Here is an 18,101-nt window from a genome sequence, read left to right as displayed (position 1 = left end):
TAATTTTTATTCAAGCGCTATTTCGTAAATCTTTCTAATATCTTCTTTATTTAACGAAATAACAGTACCAAATGGCGCATGTTTAGTAGCGTGTTCAACAAGAAAATCGATATCATCTTTTTTTATACCAACTTCTTTTAAACTTATAGGAGCACCAATTGAAGAGTACCAATTTTTCAATTCTTTGATGGTTCTTTCCGGTGTAATTTCATCTTTAAGATTTAATATGTGTTTTCCAAATGATATAAGTTTGTCAGAAATTTTATCTTTAACATAAGTTAACCATGCGGGGAATATAATTGCGAGTCCGGCACCGTGCGCAACTTCTGGCTTCAATGCGCTGATAGAATGCTCGAGTTCGTGAGATGACCAATCTCCACCGTTTGTTCCCATGCCTGTTAAACCATTCAACGCAAGTGTTGTTGCCAAACAATAATTCGTCCTTGCTTCATAATTTTCTGGTTCTTTCAATATGATTTCTGTAGTTTCAATGAGCGTTTTTATTATTCCCTCGTCAATTCTATCGATTAAAGAGCTGCCAACAGTATCGAAATAGTATTCCATTACGTGGCTTATCGCATCAATAGCACCATAAACAACTTGCTCTTTTGGAAGGGAAAATTGAGTCGTTGGGTCGACTATCGAAAGTACAGGGTATGTGTACTTTGAACCAAAGTAAAATTTTTCACCTGTTTTTTCATTTGTAACAACCGCATTTCCGTTCATTTCTGTACCTGTTGCTGACATTGTTAATATAGCATACAAAGGAAGAGCCTTTTTGATGTTATATTTACCGATAAAAGCGTCCCATATATCGCCTTCATAATAAAAACCTGCTGCAACTGCTTTTGCACTGTCAACTACACTCCCGCCACCCACAGCTAAAATAGCCTGTACCTGTTCTTTTCGTGCCACTTCAATTGCCTCGTGTACCTTTGATAAAACCGGATTTGGTCTTACACCAGAAACTTCTACTTTTTCAATGCCATGTTCTGTGAGAGATCTAACAACTTTTTCGTATACACCATTTTTCTTTATTGAGCCACCACCGTACAGCAAAAGTACTTTCTTTATACCATCTTTTTTTAAATACTCGCCTATTTTCTCGACCGTACCTTTTCCAAAAACAAGCTTTGTCGGGTTATGAAACACGAAATTGTTCATCTTAGGCACCTCCTCTAATGTGATTCTTTATCACAATTATACCATAATTTAGTGATATAATTTTTGCGGAGGTGATAATACATGAGAAAATTGATAGTTATTTTGATAAGTGCCTCGGTTTTTTCGGTAATATTTGGAATAACTCTCTCTGAATATATACTAAGTTCAGGGCAGCCATCTTATGAGTTAACCACCTCTACCAATAGTATTGTGGGTGGTAAATTATTTATTTTGGATATGAAAAGCCAGATTTGGCGAGGTATCGAATGGAATCACAAAGTAGTTATATATGTACCAAAAAAACTTTTGTATAAATCTGAAGCGATACTTTTTGTTTCCGGGTCTGCGCCAAAAAATATAATTGGTGAAGCTAACAAATACTTAGGTATAGCAGAATTGGTTGGTGCGCCGTTGATAATTTTATTTGATATACCCAATCAACCACTCTTCGGTTTGCGTGAAGACGCTCTTATTGCGTACACTTTTGCGAAATACTTTGAAACTCAAGAAGAGGACTGGCCATTACTTTTACCAATGGTCAAAAGTGTGATATCCACTATGGATTGTACACAAGATTTTTTGAAATCTCAAGGGATTAAAATAGAAAAATTTCTTGTAACTGGTGCTTCTAAGAGAGGGTGGACAACATATTTAACTGGTGCAGTTGACAACAGAGTTTTGGGAATAGTTCCTATAGTGTATGATAATTTAAACATGAGGGAGCAAATGAAAAAACAACTTGAATACTATGGAACTTTTAGTGAACAGATAAGGGATTATACAAAATATGGATTTACCGAAATGGTTGCAAAATCTGAAGAAGTTCCTGAATTGGTGAAATTGGTTGACCCATATTACTATGAAATAAATGTTCCGAAATTAATAATCGCTGGTACAAACGATCCGTACTGGGTTATAGATTCTTCTGAGTTATACTTTTACGATTTGTCTGAGCCTAAATATGTCAGATTCATACCAAACGATGTTCATAACTTAAAGAATACTATGGAAGTTTTTAGCGCGATAAGAACATTCTTTATACTTTGCGTTGAAAGAAAATTACCAGATTTCAGTTGGGAGATGCTCGATGATGGTGTAAAGATAGTTACACACGATGAAGTTGAGTACGTTAAAGGTTGGTATGCTACTTCAGAAAGTTTGGATTTTAGAAAATCTAAATGGGAAAGTGTTGATTTAGAATTCCATAATCAAGATGGTATAATAACTTCATTCTTTTCAAAATCTTTTATAAATTCAATAAATACGAATATAGCGATGCTTGTGGAAGTTGGAATTGTTAAAGGAGATTATGTTCTTACTTTAACGACAATTCCAAAAGTTTACAAGAAGGCGAAATAAAAACAAAGGCTGCTTTTAAGCAGCCTTTGCTTTTGTTTTGATTATTTTATTATTTAATTTCTAACCAGCAATCGTCCATAATCAGTGGATCGTTTGGATTTCCACCACCCATAATGTACGCCTTTGGTTCTTGTTGTAATGGTCTGAATTTACTTTCAATTCCATCGTAGTCCCAACTTGTTATGTATATTGTCCAATTGGTGAAATCAGATGGATTACCGATCCAATCGCCTTTTACAATTATCTTTACCCAGCCATCTTCAACGAACACTTCTGGTGAACCGATTTGTGTTCCAAATTTATCTTTCGAAGAGCCTTTTGCAGTATAAATGGCACTAAGCCAACCTGTTGCGAAGATTTCGTAATCCCAATCCCAATCAGAAAATTCGTAATTCTGCAACGGGAGATAACTTACGCCTTTCTTATTTGGGTCGTCTATGAATATCTGATAAGTTACATGGTCAAAACCGTAAGGAGGTCCCCAGCTCTTTGTGAGATCTCTTGGTTTTATTGAGATAACCAAAGTACTGCCTATACTCTCAGCTTTTGTCTCAAGTATGTCCATTTGCCTTTTAAATGTTGCATCTGTTGGGTAAACGTAAGAATAATTTAGACCTGAATCATCGTCCATAGGGTCTTTTACTTCCGCAAGGACTTTCTTTTCTAAGGTTATATTTATTTTTATTTCTTCCGTGTACACAGTATCTTTTAATGTTTTTCCAACCGCTCTGACAAGTAATATGTGCTCGCCAGGGTCGAATTTCATAGGGTCAATTGTGAATGAGAACTTTCCGTCTTTTGGCTCAATTTTCTGCTCGCTCTCAACTTTTCTATCAATGTATAAGTAGACAGTTCTTGCGTTTGTTTCACCTTTTATTTCTCTAAGTTGCGAGATTGATTCGCCAGATTTCATTTCAAGTTCGACTTTAACGTTAGGTGTGTACACATCGCTTTTTTCAGGTGATATTGAGAATAAAGTCAAACTTCTTCCGGGTATTCTTAGAGTTATGTATCCACCTTCTTTAACAACTATAGGAGTGCTTGTTCCACCCACTATGTTGTAAATTGGTTCAAGTGTGGTGCCTGATTCATATGGTGATTTAAAATTAGTTATCCTTGGCTCGTTAGATGTGTTAAGTACAACGAATAATTCTTCTTCAGAACATTTTAATGTGTAAACTAACAATCCAGATGAGCGTTTTTCAGATAGAAGAACCTTTACCTCGCCATAACGTGTTGCCGGATGATTTTTTCTGAATTTGATTGCTTCTTGTATAAATTTATACATATCGCTATTTTGATTGAAATGATCTTCTCCGAAAGAACCCCAGCCATTTTTGAACATCGACGCGCGTGTTTCCTCAAAGTACTGTTCTGTTCCGTAATATATCACGGGTAATCCTGGTAATGTTAATATTAACCCCAAAGCTTGTTGAGTGATATTCGGGGTAACACCCTTTCCAAACCTTTCCATATCATGGTTATCTATAAATGTAACAAGCAATCCTTTTTTCAATATCTCGTTTCTTAGTTCGAGTCTGTATGCAAGGAAATCCGTGGGTTGTCCTCCTTTTATAACCCTTCTTAATTCTTCCATAAGTGTAAAATCAAGCATAGAGTTAAATCCGTGGTCAAAGAATGAAGCGATTTCTTTATCAGATTCCGACTCATATGGTTTAGAAGAGAGCCAGGTTTCCCCAAAAGCTATAAAATTCTTTTTTAAGCTGAATATTCCATCTGGAGCGTTGAAAAATTCGTCAAAGAAGGATTTTGGTACGTACATGGCTGTATCAACTCTGAATCCATCGACACCAACTTCTTGAACCCAGTATTTGTAAGAATCTTTAAGAGCTTGTATAACTTCCGGATTTTCCGTATTTAAGTCATCAAGGCCACTCATTTGATAGTTCAATTTTTGAACAGGGTCACTGTAGTTATTTATATCAGGTGTCCAATGATAAATTGCACGTTTCTGTTGTTCTGGGTCGTTGTAATTGTTTAGATTAAAAGGATATTGTGTTGGAGCTGAAGTTGGTATACTCCCAGTATTTAATTCGAAATTTCCGTTTTTAAATCTAAAATAATTTCCGACGTGATTTACTACGATATCTTGAATGAGGTACATATTGCTCTTATGGAGTACTTCAGCTAGTTTTTTATAATCATCTAGTGTGCCAAAGTGTTCATCAACTTTCTTAAAGTCCCTTGCCCAGTAACCATGGTAACCACCGTAATTTACCCATGGATCCCACCATTGGTTAGCGATAGGAGGTGTAATCCAAATACCATCGACACCTAAACCTTTAATGTAATCGATTTTATCGATTATACCTTTCAAATCACCACCACTGTACTTTGCGCCATCTTTTGGGTTATATTCAACGTTTGCTTGGTTATTGTTCGATGGGTCACCGTCGTTAAATCGGTCTATCATAATCATATAGAGAACCTTGTCTGCCCACCCACCTTTCATGTATGTTGCTACATCCGCAAATGAAAGAATTACTAAAGTTAAAAGAATAATCACTAAAAATCGCAAATGTGAACTTTTAAGCCGCATAAATCTTTCTCCTCCTTTTCACAGATAGGTTAGCTTTTCAATTATACAATGAATCTGAACAAGAAAATTAAAATTGTGGTATAATTTCCAAAGGGAGGCGATAAAAAAATGATAGAAGTATTGGTAGTTGATGATGAAAAGCATGTTAGAAATTTAATTTCTAAAATGATTTCAATATCTTTCGAATGTACTCCTGATGAAGCCGAAAATGTGGAAGAGGCTCTCCAAGTGTGTGAGAAAAAGAAGTTCGATTTGATTACAACTGACATAAAATTTGGGGATAATGAGGAATTGGACGGTATAGAGTTCATTAAAAGACTTAGACTTCGTGGAATTTTTACCCCCGTTCTTATCGTTTCAGCTTACGTTACTGCTGAAAAGATAGTAGAAGTTTGCAGATATTTCCCTATAGATTATCTTTCCAAGCCTTTTACACAGGATGAACTAAAGAAAAAAATAAGAGGTTTGTTGGAAGTAAGAAAGGATAGTTTCGAAAGATATTTGAGAGAAGCGGAAGGGTTTATCCATTCTAATTTCCCTGGAGATTTAGAAAAAGCTGAGCAGATTGTGAGACATATGTTTTCTATAATGCCATCTTCACCTATGCCACACTATCTTATGGCTGAAATCTTGGAAAAGAGAGGAAATACCGAACTTGCTCAAAGGCACAGAGAAGCAGGACTAGCTCTTGACGTTAATAAAAAAGGTTACAGAAGAGGTGAAAACGTTGAGAACGATTAATTATAAATTCTACGTGATAGTTGTTGGTTGTGGTCGAGTTGGTCTGGAAGTTGCTTATAGATTATCCAATATAGGATTTAATGTGACTATTGTAGACAAGAACCCTGAAATGACGGAAAATCTACCCGAAGATTATGGTGGGTTTGTAATTGTTGGTGATGCTACAGAACGTGAAACAATGGAACGAGCTAAAGCTGATAAGGCTGATATATTGATAGCAACTACTGACGATGACACAACGAATTATTTTGTTTGCCTTGTCGGAGCAAAAATATTTGGCATACCAAACGTTCTTTCACTTGTCAATAACAGGGAAAATGTTAATCTTTTTGAAAAAAGTGGGATAAATGTTATCTCACCAGTTAGCCTTGCAATTGAAAGCTTTGAAAGGAGTATCCTTGAAGGTATTGAGCACCTTTCAGATTTTATGGTAGGTGAAAAAAGGTGAAAGTTATAATTATAGGTGGCGAACGAGTTCCTTATTTTCTCGCAAAAAAACTAATAGCTCAAGGATATGATGTATTTTTCGTAAACAAAAACATCGAACTTTGTAAAGAATATTCAAGAACGTTGAATGCGGAAATCATAAATGGTGATGGAACAAGCAAAGCGGTCCTTGACCAGCTACAAATTGAGGAAGATGACATAGTAGTACTTTTAATGGAAAGAGATAGAAAGAATTTCTTTATAGCAAGAATGGTTCAAGAGTATTATGGTGTGAAAAATGTTGTCACGTTGTTGAATAACACCGAGAACGAAGATTTATTCGAGAAATATGGTATAAGAATATTAAAAGTAACAGATTTAATAATGAGCAATATCGAACCTCTGCTTTTTGAAAACGAAGTTGTGGAATCTTTGGAAAGCGAGGTTTCTTCAAAAGGAGCAATAGTTTTAAAAATTGATATAGATTGGGAAGCCAAAATATTGAGGAAAAACATCCGTGACATAAATGTACCAGAAGGTATAATCGTTGTTGGAATTGTTAGAGGTAGTGAATTTATTATCCCACGTGGCGAAACTACAATTGAACCTGGGGATAAACTAATAATTGTTTGCAACAAAGAAAAAAAAGAACAAGCTTTGGAATTGTTCAGTTTTTGATTTTTCTTTAATTAACGGAGGGAATAAAATTGCTAAAAAGATACACAAAAATTTATAAAGTTTTTTCTATAATTATGATACAATACGCATTTATGGCTTTAGTACCACTTATCTTTTGTTTTTTCTATCCGGAGGAATTGAATCATATTAACGGCTTTATTGTTACTGCAATTACAGCTCTTTGTTTATATTTGTCTGGCTACTTAATCAAAGGAGAAGATATTGGCAGTATAAATTATAAAGAGGGCGCCGTATTAACTATTTTTACTTGGATTATGGTTGCATTACTCTCTGCTATTCCCCATATGTTGGAGGGGCATTTGAATTTTTCTCAAGCGGTATTTGAATCCGTAAGTGGTTTAACAACAACGGGGCTAACTATGTATACTGATGTTACAAAAATCTCAAAACTAATTCTATTTTGGCGTTCTTTCACGCAGTATGTTGGTGGTGCAGGTTTTGCTCTTTTGATGCTTTCGATGGTTATAGGTCCTAAAGGAGTTGGCTTTTACAAAGCTGAAGGTAGGGCGGATAATCTTGTGCCGAACATAAGACGCTCAACACAGATAATTTTACAGATTTATGTGGCTTATACAATCGCTGGTACAATTGCATTGAAATTAGCGGGATTAAACTGGTTTGAAGCTTTGAACCATACTATGACAGCCCTTGCGACAGGTGGATTTTCCACGAGAAATGGTAGCATTGGAGAGTTTAACAACCTTGCTGCTGAAATAATAATCATTGTACTTATGTTCCTTGGTGCAACAGGCTTTGCTATACACTACGCGTTTTGGAAAAGGAATTGGAAAGCTGTTGTAAAAAACGGCGAACCGTGGTTGATGATAATTTCGATAACTGTGTTTAGTATAATTACAGCTGTGAATGGTATTGGAAAATACTTTAAAGATTTTCTTCAAGCAATTAGGTATACGACATTCCAAATAACGTCTGCCATCACTGGTACCGGTTTTGGAACATTACCACTCAACGAGGAGAAGTGGCTTTCATTTTCACCTTTGATATTGTCACTTATAGTTTTAATGATAGCTGGTGGCGATATGGATTCTACATCAGGTGGTGTTAAACAATTCCGTGTATGGGTTATCCTAAACACAATTTTGGAGTCTATAAAAGGCTTTTTGTTACCTAAAAATAGGGTTAAAACACGTATAATTTACAAAGGAGAGCAGCAGATCGTTTTGTCTAATGAAAATGTTAGGGAAGCACTTATTATATTATTTTTGTACATTATAGCTTTTATAATAGGCTCTTTTGCATTAACATTACATGGCTATGACTTGGAACTTTCTTTATTTGAATTTGCTTCCGCAATGGATGGTGTTGGATTATCTGTTGGGATAACATCGCCAAATATGCCTTTAACGGCAATGTGGACGCTTACAATTGGTATGTTTACTGGAAGATTTGAGTTTTTAATTATTATATACGCTATATCTAAGTTGGCTAGTGATTTTAGGATGACATTCAAAAAACCAAAAAAAAGGAGAGATGTTGTTGCCTAATCGTACAGTTTTATACGTATTGATTTTTGTAGTTTTATTTTTCTTGACTGTTGATATTATCACTTTATTAATGAGAGGACCTAATTTTGACGTAGTTTACTATGATTCCGACATTTTCTCGGATTATTCAAAAATTGCGACGATAACTACGGTCAGTGGACTTAAGTTCAAATCTGAGAAAAAAGAAAGTGAATATATAAATACTTATAAAGAAACATCTAAGGAAACTTTCGAAAAGTATTTTTCTCAAGTTTCCAAAGAGATAGGTAAAGATATTAAGGTCTTAGATGTAGATTTTTCTTGGAGAAAAAGGGAAGGAATACTTGAAATCACAGAAAAAGTTACATTATCTGGTTTGGTTCAAAATGAAATAATAGGTGGTAAAGAAATATATATCCTTGATATGGGAAAGGTAAAGATGAATGCGATTGGCAATGCAAATTTAAAAGTTCATTTACCTGATGATGCGGTTCTAATTACTGTAGAACCAACTCCAACGACGCAAAGTATGAATTTTGTTGTATGGTCTGGAAATGATATATTATATTTCCCTGAGATAAAATATAAAAGGGGCGAATAAAGATGGGGATACTAAATTGGCTTGTTGTTTTTTCTGCTATTGGTTCATTGTTGCTTTTGTGGTCATTATTTATAGTTCAAACGTATAATAAAAAACATGAAAAATCAGCCATCGACGAGGAAGAAGAGAGACTTATAGAACTTATGGGTAGAGTTAGGGTTTTTGTTGATTCCAAAATTGAGCAGCTTGATAGAAAAATGGACGAAGTAAGAGAGCTTATAAAAGCTTTGAATGACCAATATATAACTTTTTCTGCGATGTCCTTAGAGAAAATTGATAAGACTGAAGGACGAAAAATAGAATTTGAAGATAATTCGGTAACTTTCAACAATGAGAAAACAAGGAGTTCTGTGGACTCTAAAAAGAATATCGAAATTTTAGAAAATCTTTATGAAAATGTTTCTGAGGAAAAATACACATCGAATAACTCAGAAAATAATGATGAAAATAACGTTGAAAAGAGAATATATGAAATGTACCTTAATGGCATGGAGCCTATTGAGATTGCGAAAAATTTGAAAATGGGAGTTGGTGAGGTCCAGTTAATAATTGACCTCATGAGTAGACAGCAACGGGGGTGAATTTTATGATAGGTGAACACCCTTATGTAAAATGGGCTATCGAAGTTATAGAAAATTACATTAAACACAGCAAAGTAATCGAACCACACGAAAGTTTACCAAAAGAACTCTTTGAAAGACGTGCAGGAGCGTTTGTTACGCTCCACAAGCTTGATGGTTCTCTGAGGGGATGCATTGGTACGATTATGCCTGTAAGGGAAAATTTGGCACTTGAAATTCGTGATAACGCGATTGCAGCCGCTACAAGAGACCCAAGATTTGAACCAGTTAGTCCTGAAGAATTAAATAATATTGTTGTCAACGTTGATATTTTAAGCCCGTTTGAGCCAGTTAATAGTATTACTGAACTTGATCCGAAAAAATATGGAGTAATTGTACAGAAAGGCTGGAAGCGAGGACTTCTTCTTCCTGATATTGAAGGAGTTGATACAGTAGAAGAGCAAATAAGAATTGCAAAGATTAAAGCGGGAATATTTGATGATAATTTTGAAATATTTAAATTCACCGTCGAAAGATACCGATGAGTTAAGTAAAGTTAATAATAAAAAGTTGGGTGAGCGGTGTGAGAGTTAATGGGAAAGAAAATAACAAGAATTTTTTTGAAAATGTTAAGAATATTGTTATTCTTTCTTTTGGGTCATTTGGCCTAAATTTCATGCTTTTAGTTTACATATTAACAACTTCAAGATTGCTTATCGAAAGGTCTGCCTCTGTAACGCTTTCTTCTGTGTTTTTGTTTTCTGAACTCATAATTTTTGCTTTTACTTATCCGTTTTTTACTTATCTTTACGATATAACCAGGAGCGCAATAGGAAGACGCACACCGTATCTTATAATCTTTGGTATTTTGTCATCTTTTAACCTCACGCTTATACAAAAGTTGTCTTATATTTCTCTTTTTCCATTACTAATGGTCATTGCACTTTTCAACTTTTGGCTTTTCTTGTACACATTAGCTTTTTTCGGAATGGTAAAGGATAAAATTGTATATCACTTTAGAAACATAATGATTTTACATATAAAATTATGGGGAATTGTAGGAAGTATAACCGCTTATTTATATATGCTTAACTCTGATAAAGTTCAGTTAGGAATTGAAACTCCGGTTGGAGGTTTTCTTTTTCTTATCTCGGCTTTAACAGTAGCTTTCTTTATTGTCGAAGACAAAAAATACAAAGTACCATTATCAAGATCGGAAAAACCTTCTTATAATTACAATATTAGTGATACTTTTAGATTTTATAATTTGGAAGTAAAAGATATAAAGAAAGCGATAATAATGTCTCTTATATATATTTATGAATTTTTCATCCTAAATTTCTTGAAAGATTTTTCCTTCAGGGTTAGTTCAATTAATCTTTTAGTGTTTTTCTTAGGAGTTATATTTGCTTACTTTATTTCTTTGTTTTCCGATAATTTCAGGAAAATTGTAGGAGAGAAAAAAGTTCAAAATTTAGCGATTATAATTCTCTCTATAGCTTATTTGGTTTTCAATTATGCTAATATAAAAATAATTTTGGGATTACAGTTTTTCGTTGGCTTTCTTTGGGGAGTAATTCTATTAAGTCAATTAGGATATATTGTTCCTGGGAAGTCAGAAAGATTTATAATTTACTCAGTGGTTATTGAAGACGATTCTTTAAAGCCAGATACAAAAAAATTGAAATTTTTCTTTCTTTCGTTTATACTTATTATTGTTCTTAGCTTTATATTAGACATTGTAGGTGTTCAAAATGCAAGTTTGGTTTATTCTATTATTCTATTTTCAACTCTTATTCTTGAGAAGCGATAAATTGATACTTGTGAGGTGAACGTTTTGGTAAAATCAGGTGATAGAGTAGTACTTTACGGCGAAGACGGCAAAAAATTTATAGTAAAGGTTGAAAGCGGTGGGAAAAAGGGTACACATTTAGGTGTAATAGAATTTGATGAGATAATTGGTAAGGAGTTTGGTGACATAGTAACGATTGGTAAAACGCAAAAGTCTTATTACATACTTCCGCCAACTTATATAGACGATGTTTTTTCGATGAAGAGAAAAACACAAATTATTTATCCAAAAGACTCAAGCTATATTTTGATGAAATTGGATATTAAACCCGGAGTACGTGTTATAGAAACTGGTGTTGGAAGTGGTGCGATGTGCGCTGCTATGGCAAGGCTCATCGGTGAAAATGGGAGAATATACGCTTACGAAAGACGTGAAGAATTCTATAATTTGGCATTAACCAATTTAACTGAATGGGGTTTAGCTGACAGAGTGGAGCTTAGATTAAAGGATATATCTATGGGATTTGACCATTCCAATGTTGATGCTTTACTACTTGATGTTCCTGATCCGGAAAATTATATCCATTTGTGTTGGGAAGCTCTCGGTGGTGGTGGAAGATTGGGAGTGATATGTCCGACAGTTAATCAAGTGTCCGCTGTACTTGAGAGGCTTTACGAATATCCTTTCATAGATGTTGAGGTGTGGGAATCATTGATGAGACAATACAAACCTTATCCAAATAGATTGAGACCTGTAGATAGGATGGTAGCACATACAACATTTATGATTTTCGCTAGAAAAGTCAACAAATTTATTCCAAGTCACATCTTGGTTCAACAAGATGAATCACAAACTGGCGAGCAGAGTGAACCAAATGAAGATCTAAAGAGTGAGTGATGTAAATAAATATTTTTGTAGCGAGAGGTGAGAAGTATGAAAAATTTTTGGAAAGGATTATTATCGTACTTGTTTGTAGCTTTGGTCGTAGTAGCTTCTAGCGTGATACTTTCTGGAGCAACAGATACAAAGTTGCTTAATTACATATCTCCGCTTTATGAAACACTTTACAGGATAAATGAAAACTATTACGAGATAAACAAGGTTAATTTTGATGACCTTATTGATTCAGCTATCGATGGCATGGTAAAAGGTCTTGGAGATGATTTCAGTTATTATTACCCAGCCAAACAAATGGCTGAGCAGCAGATTGAAATGGAAGGTCAATATGGTGGTCTTGGCATAGAGGTTACGTATGATAGCGAAAACCGTGCTGTAAAAATAATAAGCCCAATGTATGGGACACCTGCATGGAGAGTAGGTTTACAGGCTGGAGATTTAATAATAGGTATCGATGATCAGCCTGTTAGCGAAATGGAATATATGGAAGCTATAAACAAGATGAGAGGAAAACCCGGTACAGAAGTTAAACTAACAATAAAAAGAGACAAAGAAATATTTGAAGTAAAGGTAGTTAGAGAGATTATACAAATAATTCCAGTAAAATCTGGAACAACTATGTACAATGGAAAGAAAATTGGTTACATATTATTAACAAAATTCAATGAACCTGTTCCGGCAGAACTTCAAAAGGCACTAAGAAAGTTGTACGATCAAAAAATAGATGCTTTGCTTCTCGACCTAAGAAACAATCCTGGCGGTTTGCTTGATGTTGCAATACAAGTTTCTAATTACTTTTTAGACGCTGGAAAGATAATAGTGTCGGTAAAAGATAGGAATGGAAAAATTACAGATAGGTACATTAGTCAAGGCAACAACTATCCAAAAGTTCCAATGGCGGTACTTGTAAACAATGGTTCGGCATCTGCATCAGAAATTGTTGCCGCAGCTTTGAAAGAAAATGGAAGAGCTATACTTGTTGGCCAGAAAACATTTGGTAAGGGTTCTGTACAAAGGGGCTTTCCACTTAGCAATGGTGGAACTGTGTTTCTTACTATTGCTCATTATCTTACACCTGCTGGTAAAGATATACACAAAGTTGGAATTCAACCTAATATAACAGTAGAAGAAGCCACGTCTACATCAAGGAAAGTTGATGCAAAGGTTTACACGCTCACTGAAATAGAAGTTGATGTAAATGATCCGGTTATAAAGACCGCTATTGAGAGCATCTTTAAAAATACCGGAAAATAGTTATAATTCAAAATGAAGCTCGAGCTTTTTGCGTTAGTTTTGTTTCTAGTTTCCGTTGTATTAGTTTTTTTCCATGCTATAGAAAAAAAAACATCGATAGAGGAGGAGGTTTTTCCTTCTCCCTATCTTTTTCAGAAAAATCCTTATGCTAATGTTATTAAAGACCGCATTAATGAAATCAATAGGCAACTCTTGTTTTTAGAATATGATGTAAGAATACCTCAAAAAAATTTGAATTCAAAAGAACTTGAGAATATAATTTTTAGCATAAATGATCCGAGAGCGAAAAAAATTGCAGTCAAGCGCATTTGGAAGTATTGGTGGGGGTATGGTGTAGAAGAAATCACCTTTAAAATAAAACACATAGAGATAAGGTGGTATCCAAAAATTCATTTCTCCAAAGCAGCTCAAATAACTTTTGGGGAAGCACTTTATAAAGCACTTAATGGTGAAGAGTCTTATTTTTATCCAGGTAAAGCCGATAAAGATATAATTAAAAATATTTCAGAAAAATACAAAGTGCTAATTTATTATTAAAAGCTACTTAGATAATACATTAGATGATTGCGAGGTGTATTGAACCTGAAAAGTAAATCATTTGTAGAAATGTTGAAATCTATAACTTCGATATTATTTTTGATTTTTCTTTATTCATGGTCTGCAAAAAAACTTCATCTTGAGATATTTTTGCTCGACAATTATGTTTTCAACTTTTTTTTGTTGTATATTCCTTCTCTTGTATTTTTTTCGAGCATGTTTCTCAATCTTGAGGATGTTTTTAAAGAAGTCCAGAGAACGATATTGTATTCTCTTGTGCCGATTATAGCGTTTTTGGTAGGGTGGTATGGTCGCTCATTTTATTCCTCGTTTGTTATATGCTATGCAATTTCTAATCTTATACTTCCAAATTTCAAAAAAAGATACCCTGTAATAATATTTAATGGATCAGCTATAATACTATTTTTAATATGGAGGGTATGAAAATTGGAAAAGTTCTCAAAAAAATACGTGGAATTTATATTAAAAAATTCTAATAGAGTTTTATTAATATTGGTTATACTATCCATTTTATTAGGACTTTACTCTCTTTTTGGGTTAAAAATTAATGCTGATATAACAGGACTGGCTCCAAAAGATGATCCGAGATTTAAAGATCTTGTGAAGTACACCAATGAAAAAGTGACTTCCAATACTCTGCTTGTTGCAATTTTAAATGTTGAAAATAAAAATTTTGATGCTATAGCTTCAGATTTAAAAAGATTATTTGAAAGCACACCCTATATACATCAAGCTGAAGCTTTCGATAATCCAGAAACGTTAGTTAAATACGGTATGCTATCGATAAGTGAAGGTTCTATCTCAGAGAGTTTGAATTATTACCAAAGTTTAGCAAAAGTTGAACCACGCACACTAGTTGATTTTAGGTTTTGGAGGAACGTCGGTAATGCACTTTACGATTTGAACAATTATCTTGAAGAACTTGTGAGAAAAAGTGGTATCAAAAAGTATTATTTGAGATCGCCCAACAACGATCTTTTAGTTATGAATTTTTCTATTTCAAAGCCAATGTCCGATGTAAAGTTCGTTACTGAATGTGTGGAAAATTTAAAGAATGAAGTTAAAAAAATAGAGAAAAAATACGGTGTAGAGATAAAATTTTCTGGTGGAGTAATGGGGACGTATGAGGCGAATAAACAAGCATCCAAAGACTTTACTATCACAAGTATTATTTCAATCATTGGAATTGTAATTGTGCTTATTTTAGGTTTTGGAAATCTTTTGGAATTGATCTTGCTTTTCGTCGGTCTTCTGATGTCCATGGCTATAAGTTTAGGTGTGATAGCACTGCTCTTGCGGGAATTAAATATAGTAACTACCTTTGTTAACGCTATGTTGCTTGGATTAGGAATTGACTATGCAATGTACATAGTTACAAGAATTCAGGAGAGATTTAGTGTAGAGGGAGTTAGTGAGAAAAGCATAGTAGATGCGTTTATAGAGAATTTTAGACCATCATTCATTTCCATGTTAACAACTGCAATAGCTTTTGCTATTATGGTTTTAAGCCCTTCAAATGCTATAAAACAAATGGGTATATCAGTATCTGTAGGTATAGCTATATATTTCTTTACTTTCAATACATTTGTTCCTATAGCTCATTACAAGCTTTTAAACAAATTCAAAAGAAGAGAACGAGAAACTTATATACGCGTTGTTGATTTTATAAGAAGAAGCAGAATAATATACATTTTTACAATCTTTGCTACTATTTTGTTTGCTTTGGTTGGTATATATTCAGTAATGAATTTCTCATATACTGCTTCGAGTTTAATTTCTAAAAATTCAGAATCTCAAATAACTTCCGAATTAATATCTGAGAAATTCGGAGCGGTTGGTGCAAGTGACGTTGTTATAGCTGAACCAGATGTTCAAAAATTAACCATGACTCTTTCTAAATTGAAAGAAAAAAATATTATTAATGCAGATTTTTCTATTCTTTCATTCATACAAAATCCAGAGAAAATAGCTGAGGAAAAATCGAATATTTATGTCCAAGTTCTTCAATTGACCAATATACCTATTCTTGAGATAATTTTCAAAAAATATGGTCTTTATGAGAGTTTTGTATCAACAGTCGATGTTATAAAAAATATTTCCACCACTCAGGATTTATTTAATCTAATGGAGAAAGACATTCCTAGTTTATTCTATAAGGATATAAACGGTAATAGATACCTGCTTGCCTATGTAACCCCATCAATTAATATTTGGGAAGGAAATAATATTAAGAAATTCTTTAATTCTGTCGGAAATTACAAAGTTTACGGCTACACAGCGCTTTTTTACAACATAATTGAAGAATTAATTAATTCCACAATTTGGGTTTTTGTTCTAGTGTTTATTGTAGAACTTATAATTTTGTACATAGATTTTAAAAATTTCAAAAGGTCAATTGCTATTATTGTTTTAACAGTCTTAAATACTCTTTCTGCTTTTGGAATTTCATACCTTGTTGGAATAAAAACAACGTTTATTACTTTCATCGTCTTGCCAATCTTTCTTGGGATAGGTGTTGATAGCCTTGTGGAGATCGATCACAGCATTAAATTTGGTCGAGAAAGTATTATAAAAACTGAGAAGGCAATTATAATGTCTATACTCACGACGGTAGTATCTTTCGCAAGTTTTTTAATTGCTGGTGGACAGTTGCTAAGAGAATTTGGTTTTGTAACATCGGCAGGTTTGCTTGGAGCACTGTTTATTTCAATCTTTTGGTATTTGAATATTGTTGATCCACATTTTGGATTTAAGAGAAAGGTTGATAAAAAATGAATATACTGATGGTGTCAGATACGTATTTACCACAGATAAACGGTGTTGCGACATCGATATATTTGTCTAAAAAATACCTTGAAATGAAAGGGCACGAGGTTTTTGTTGTTGCCCCAGTTTCACCAGATAACGATAAAAAAGTATTAGTTATTCCTGGGGTACCTTTTCTTTTGGAAAAGCAACATAGGATAGTTTTTGCAAATCATTTGAAAATATTGGAATTTGCTAAGAATAATAATATTGAAATTATTCATAGTCATGATCCGTTCGCTTTAGGGATGAGAGCTTTGAAGGTCCAAAAAGATTTAAAAATTCCACACATCCATACATACCATACTTTACTAACCGAATATCGTCATTATGTTCCACCCCCTTTTACACCTGATCGAAAGACTGTTGAAGAATTTTCACGATGGTTCTGCAATAAAGTTAATTTTGTTATTGCACCAACGAAAGAAATAAAAGAAGAATTATTGAAGTACAAAGTTGAAAGGCCTATAGAAGTTATACCAACAGGTATAGATACTATCGAGTTTTCTAAACCTGCTGAAGAGGATGTAAGAAAATTATTTAACATTCCAAAAGATGCTATTTTATTAATGTACGCAGGAAGGCTTGCGAAGGAAAAGAATTTAGAGTTCCTATTTAAAGTCGTTGGGAAATATATGAATAACCATCAAGACGTATGGTTTATGGTTGTAGGTGATGGCCCTGAGAGAAAAGAATTGGAACAATACTCTGAAGATATAGGAATCAAAAACAGGGTTGTTTTTACAGGCTACGTGCCACATCAAAAGATAAAAGATTATTATAAAGCTTCTGATTTGTTTGTCTTTGCTTCTTTAACAGAGACGCAAGGCTTAGTTGTACTTGAGTCTCTTGCAAGTGGAACACCTGTTGTTGCAATTGCTTATAAAGGTGTTGCAAATGTGCTTGTAAACGGTGAAGGTGCTATCACAACAGGCGTTAGCGAGGACGAATTTTACGAGGCTATAGAAAAAGCATTATCGATGAAAGAAATGCTAAAACACAAAGGGATAGAATACGTTGAAAAGTATTGGTCGATGAACACGATGGTTGAAAAATTAGAGAAAATATATGAAAATGCCTTAAAAGAAGGATACATTGATTTTAATATGCCATCTATAATTAACACATCCTTACAATTAAAGATAAATGCTTTATTCAAAAAACTTACCGAAAGGTTTAGTGATTAATTTTCGATTTTAAT

The 18,101-nt window shown here is 33.9% G+C and carries 16 protein-coding genes; 14 read left to right on the top strand and 2 right to left on the bottom strand.

The genetic code is table 11. From position 1 onward, the window contains the following. Window positions 1-6 precede the first annotated feature (6 nt). Entirely contained in the window at window positions 7-1,164 is a 1,158-nt protein-coding gene (locus AS161_RS04110) for an iron-containing alcohol dehydrogenase (RefSeq protein ID WP_011994807.1), read from the bottom strand. An 81-nt stretch (window positions 1,165-1,245) separates the two neighbouring features. Between AS161_RS04110 and AS161_RS04105 the strand changes: the two genes are divergently transcribed. Continuing rightward, window positions 1,246-2,523, top strand: a complete 1,278-nt coding sequence (locus AS161_RS04105) for a PhoPQ-activated pathogenicity-related family protein (RefSeq protein WP_011994808.1) — start codon at window positions 1,246-1,248, stop codon at window positions 2,521-2,523. 49 nt (window positions 2,524-2,572) lie between these two features. On the opposite strand, the gene AS161_RS04100 is transcribed toward AS161_RS04105, so the two are convergent. Further along, the gene (locus AS161_RS04100) at window positions 2,573-5,083 is read right to left on the bottom strand and encodes an alpha-amylase family glycosyl hydrolase (protein WP_011994809.1); all 2,511 of its coding nucleotides are present in this window, start codon (window positions 5,081-5,083) and stop codon (window positions 2,573-2,575) included. A 108-nt stretch (window positions 5,084-5,191) separates the two neighbouring features. Between AS161_RS04100 and AS161_RS04095 the strand changes: the two genes are divergently transcribed. The 13 genes from AS161_RS04095 (at window position 5,192) to AS161_RS04035 (ending at window position 18,087) form a co-directional block, all read left to right on the top strand. Next, window positions 5,192-5,824: a response regulator gene (locus AS161_RS04095; protein ID WP_164541884.1), complete on the top strand. Its 633-nt coding sequence runs from the start codon at window positions 5,192-5,194 to the stop codon at window positions 5,822-5,824. Continuing rightward, complete coding sequence (locus AS161_RS04090) at window positions 5,811-6,272, top strand: TrkA family potassium uptake protein (protein WP_011994811.1); 462 nt, start codon at window positions 5,811-5,813, stop codon at window positions 6,270-6,272. Before AS161_RS04095 ends, AS161_RS04090 begins: the two co-directional genes overlap by 14 nt. Further along, window positions 6,269-6,928, top strand: coding sequence for a TrkA family potassium uptake protein (locus AS161_RS04085; RefSeq protein WP_011994812.1), 660 nt, complete (start codon window positions 6,269-6,271; stop codon window positions 6,926-6,928). The genes AS161_RS04090 and AS161_RS04085 overlap by 4 nt, the downstream gene beginning before the upstream one ends. Window positions 6,929-6,957: 29 nt before the next feature. Further along, window positions 6,958-8,454: a TrkH family potassium uptake protein gene (locus AS161_RS04080; protein WP_206518763.1), complete on the top strand. Its 1,497-nt coding sequence runs from the start codon at window positions 6,958-6,960 to the stop codon at window positions 8,452-8,454. After that, window positions 8,441-9,034, top strand: coding sequence for a DUF4897 domain-containing protein (locus AS161_RS04075; protein ID WP_241241329.1), 594 nt, complete (start codon window positions 8,441-8,443; stop codon window positions 9,032-9,034). The genes AS161_RS04080 and AS161_RS04075 overlap by 14 nt, the downstream gene beginning before the upstream one ends. Before the next feature lie 2 nt (window positions 9,035-9,036). Then, complete coding sequence (locus AS161_RS04070) at window positions 9,037-9,615, top strand: hypothetical protein (protein ID WP_164541883.1); 579 nt, start codon at window positions 9,037-9,039, stop codon at window positions 9,613-9,615. Between the two features lie 5 nt (window positions 9,616-9,620). Further along, window positions 9,621-10,139, top strand: a complete 519-nt coding sequence (amrA, locus tag AS161_RS04065; protein ID WP_164541882.1) for an AmmeMemoRadiSam system protein A — start codon at window positions 9,621-9,623, stop codon at window positions 10,137-10,139. Window positions 10,140-10,177: 38 nt separating this feature from the next. Next, window positions 10,178-11,407 (top strand): SLC45 family MFS transporter, encoded by a 1,230-nt coding sequence (locus tag AS161_RS04060; protein ID WP_164541881.1) that lies wholly within the window; start codon window positions 10,178-10,180, stop codon window positions 11,405-11,407. Window positions 11,408-11,431: 24 nt separating this feature from the next. Beyond that, window positions 11,432-12,283, top strand: coding sequence for a tRNA (adenine-N1)-methyltransferase (locus tag AS161_RS04055; protein WP_164541880.1), 852 nt, complete (start codon window positions 11,432-11,434; stop codon window positions 12,281-12,283). 36 nt (window positions 12,284-12,319) lie between these two features. Further along, complete coding sequence (locus AS161_RS04050) at window positions 12,320-13,537, top strand: S41 family peptidase (protein ID WP_164541879.1); 1,218 nt, start codon at window positions 12,320-12,322, stop codon at window positions 13,535-13,537. Between the two features lie 192 nt (window positions 13,538-13,729). Further along, a complete protein-coding gene (locus AS161_RS04045) occupies window positions 13,730-14,074 on the top strand; it encodes a hypothetical protein (protein WP_164541878.1) in 345 nt (114 codons plus the stop codon). Window positions 14,075-14,521: 447 nt separating this feature from the next. After that, on the top strand, window positions 14,522-16,870 hold the full coding sequence (locus AS161_RS04040; protein ID WP_164541877.1) for an MMPL family transporter: 2,349 nt from the start codon (window positions 14,522-14,524) through the stop codon (window positions 16,868-16,870). After that, a complete protein-coding gene (locus tag AS161_RS04035) occupies window positions 16,867-18,087 on the top strand; it encodes a glycosyltransferase family 4 protein (protein ID WP_164541876.1) in 1,221 nt (406 codons plus the stop codon). Before AS161_RS04040 ends, AS161_RS04035 begins: the two co-directional genes overlap by 4 nt. Window positions 18,088-18,101 lie beyond the last annotated feature (14 nt).

The organism is Fervidobacterium sp. 2310opik-2, assembly GCF_011057735.1.
GTDB classification, from domain to species: domain Bacteria; phylum Thermotogota; class Thermotogae; order Thermotogales; family Fervidobacteriaceae; genus Fervidobacterium; species Fervidobacterium nodosum.
Note: the sequence above shows the minus strand (reverse complement) of the source record. Positions and strands in the feature narration are given on the sequence as shown.

Bases quoted from the DNA above. Each gene is read 5' to 3' on its own strand.
- AS161_RS04110 (WP_011994807.1), bottom strand. From the start codon at position 1,164: ATGAACAATTTCGTGTTTCATAACCCGACAAAGCTTGTTTTTGGAAAA.
- AS161_RS04105 (WP_011994808.1), top strand. From the start codon at position 1,246: ATGAGAAAATTGATAGTTATTTTGATAAGTGCCTCGGTTTTTTCGGTA.
- AS161_RS04100 (WP_011994809.1), bottom strand. From the start codon at position 5,083: ATGCGGCTTAAAAGTTCACATTTGCGATTTTTAGTGATTATTCTTTTA.
- AS161_RS04095 (WP_164541884.1), top strand. From the start codon at position 5,192: ATGATAGAAGTATTGGTAGTTGATGATGAAAAGCATGTTAGAAATTTA.
- AS161_RS04075 (WP_241241329.1), top strand. From the start codon at position 8,441: ATGTTGTTGCCTAATCGTACAGTTTTATACGTATTGATTTTTGTAGTT.
- AS161_RS04070 (WP_164541883.1), top strand. From the start codon at position 9,037: ATGGGGATACTAAATTGGCTTGTTGTTTTTTCTGCTATTGGTTCATTG.
- amrA (WP_164541882.1), top strand. From the start codon at position 9,621: ATGATAGGTGAACACCCTTATGTAAAATGGGCTATCGAAGTTATAGAA.
- AS161_RS04050 (WP_164541879.1), top strand. From the start codon at position 12,320: ATGAAAAATTTTTGGAAAGGATTATTATCGTACTTGTTTGTAGCTTTG.
- AS161_RS04035 (WP_164541876.1), top strand. From the start codon at position 16,867: ATGAATATACTGATGGTGTCAGATACGTATTTACCACAGATAAACGGT.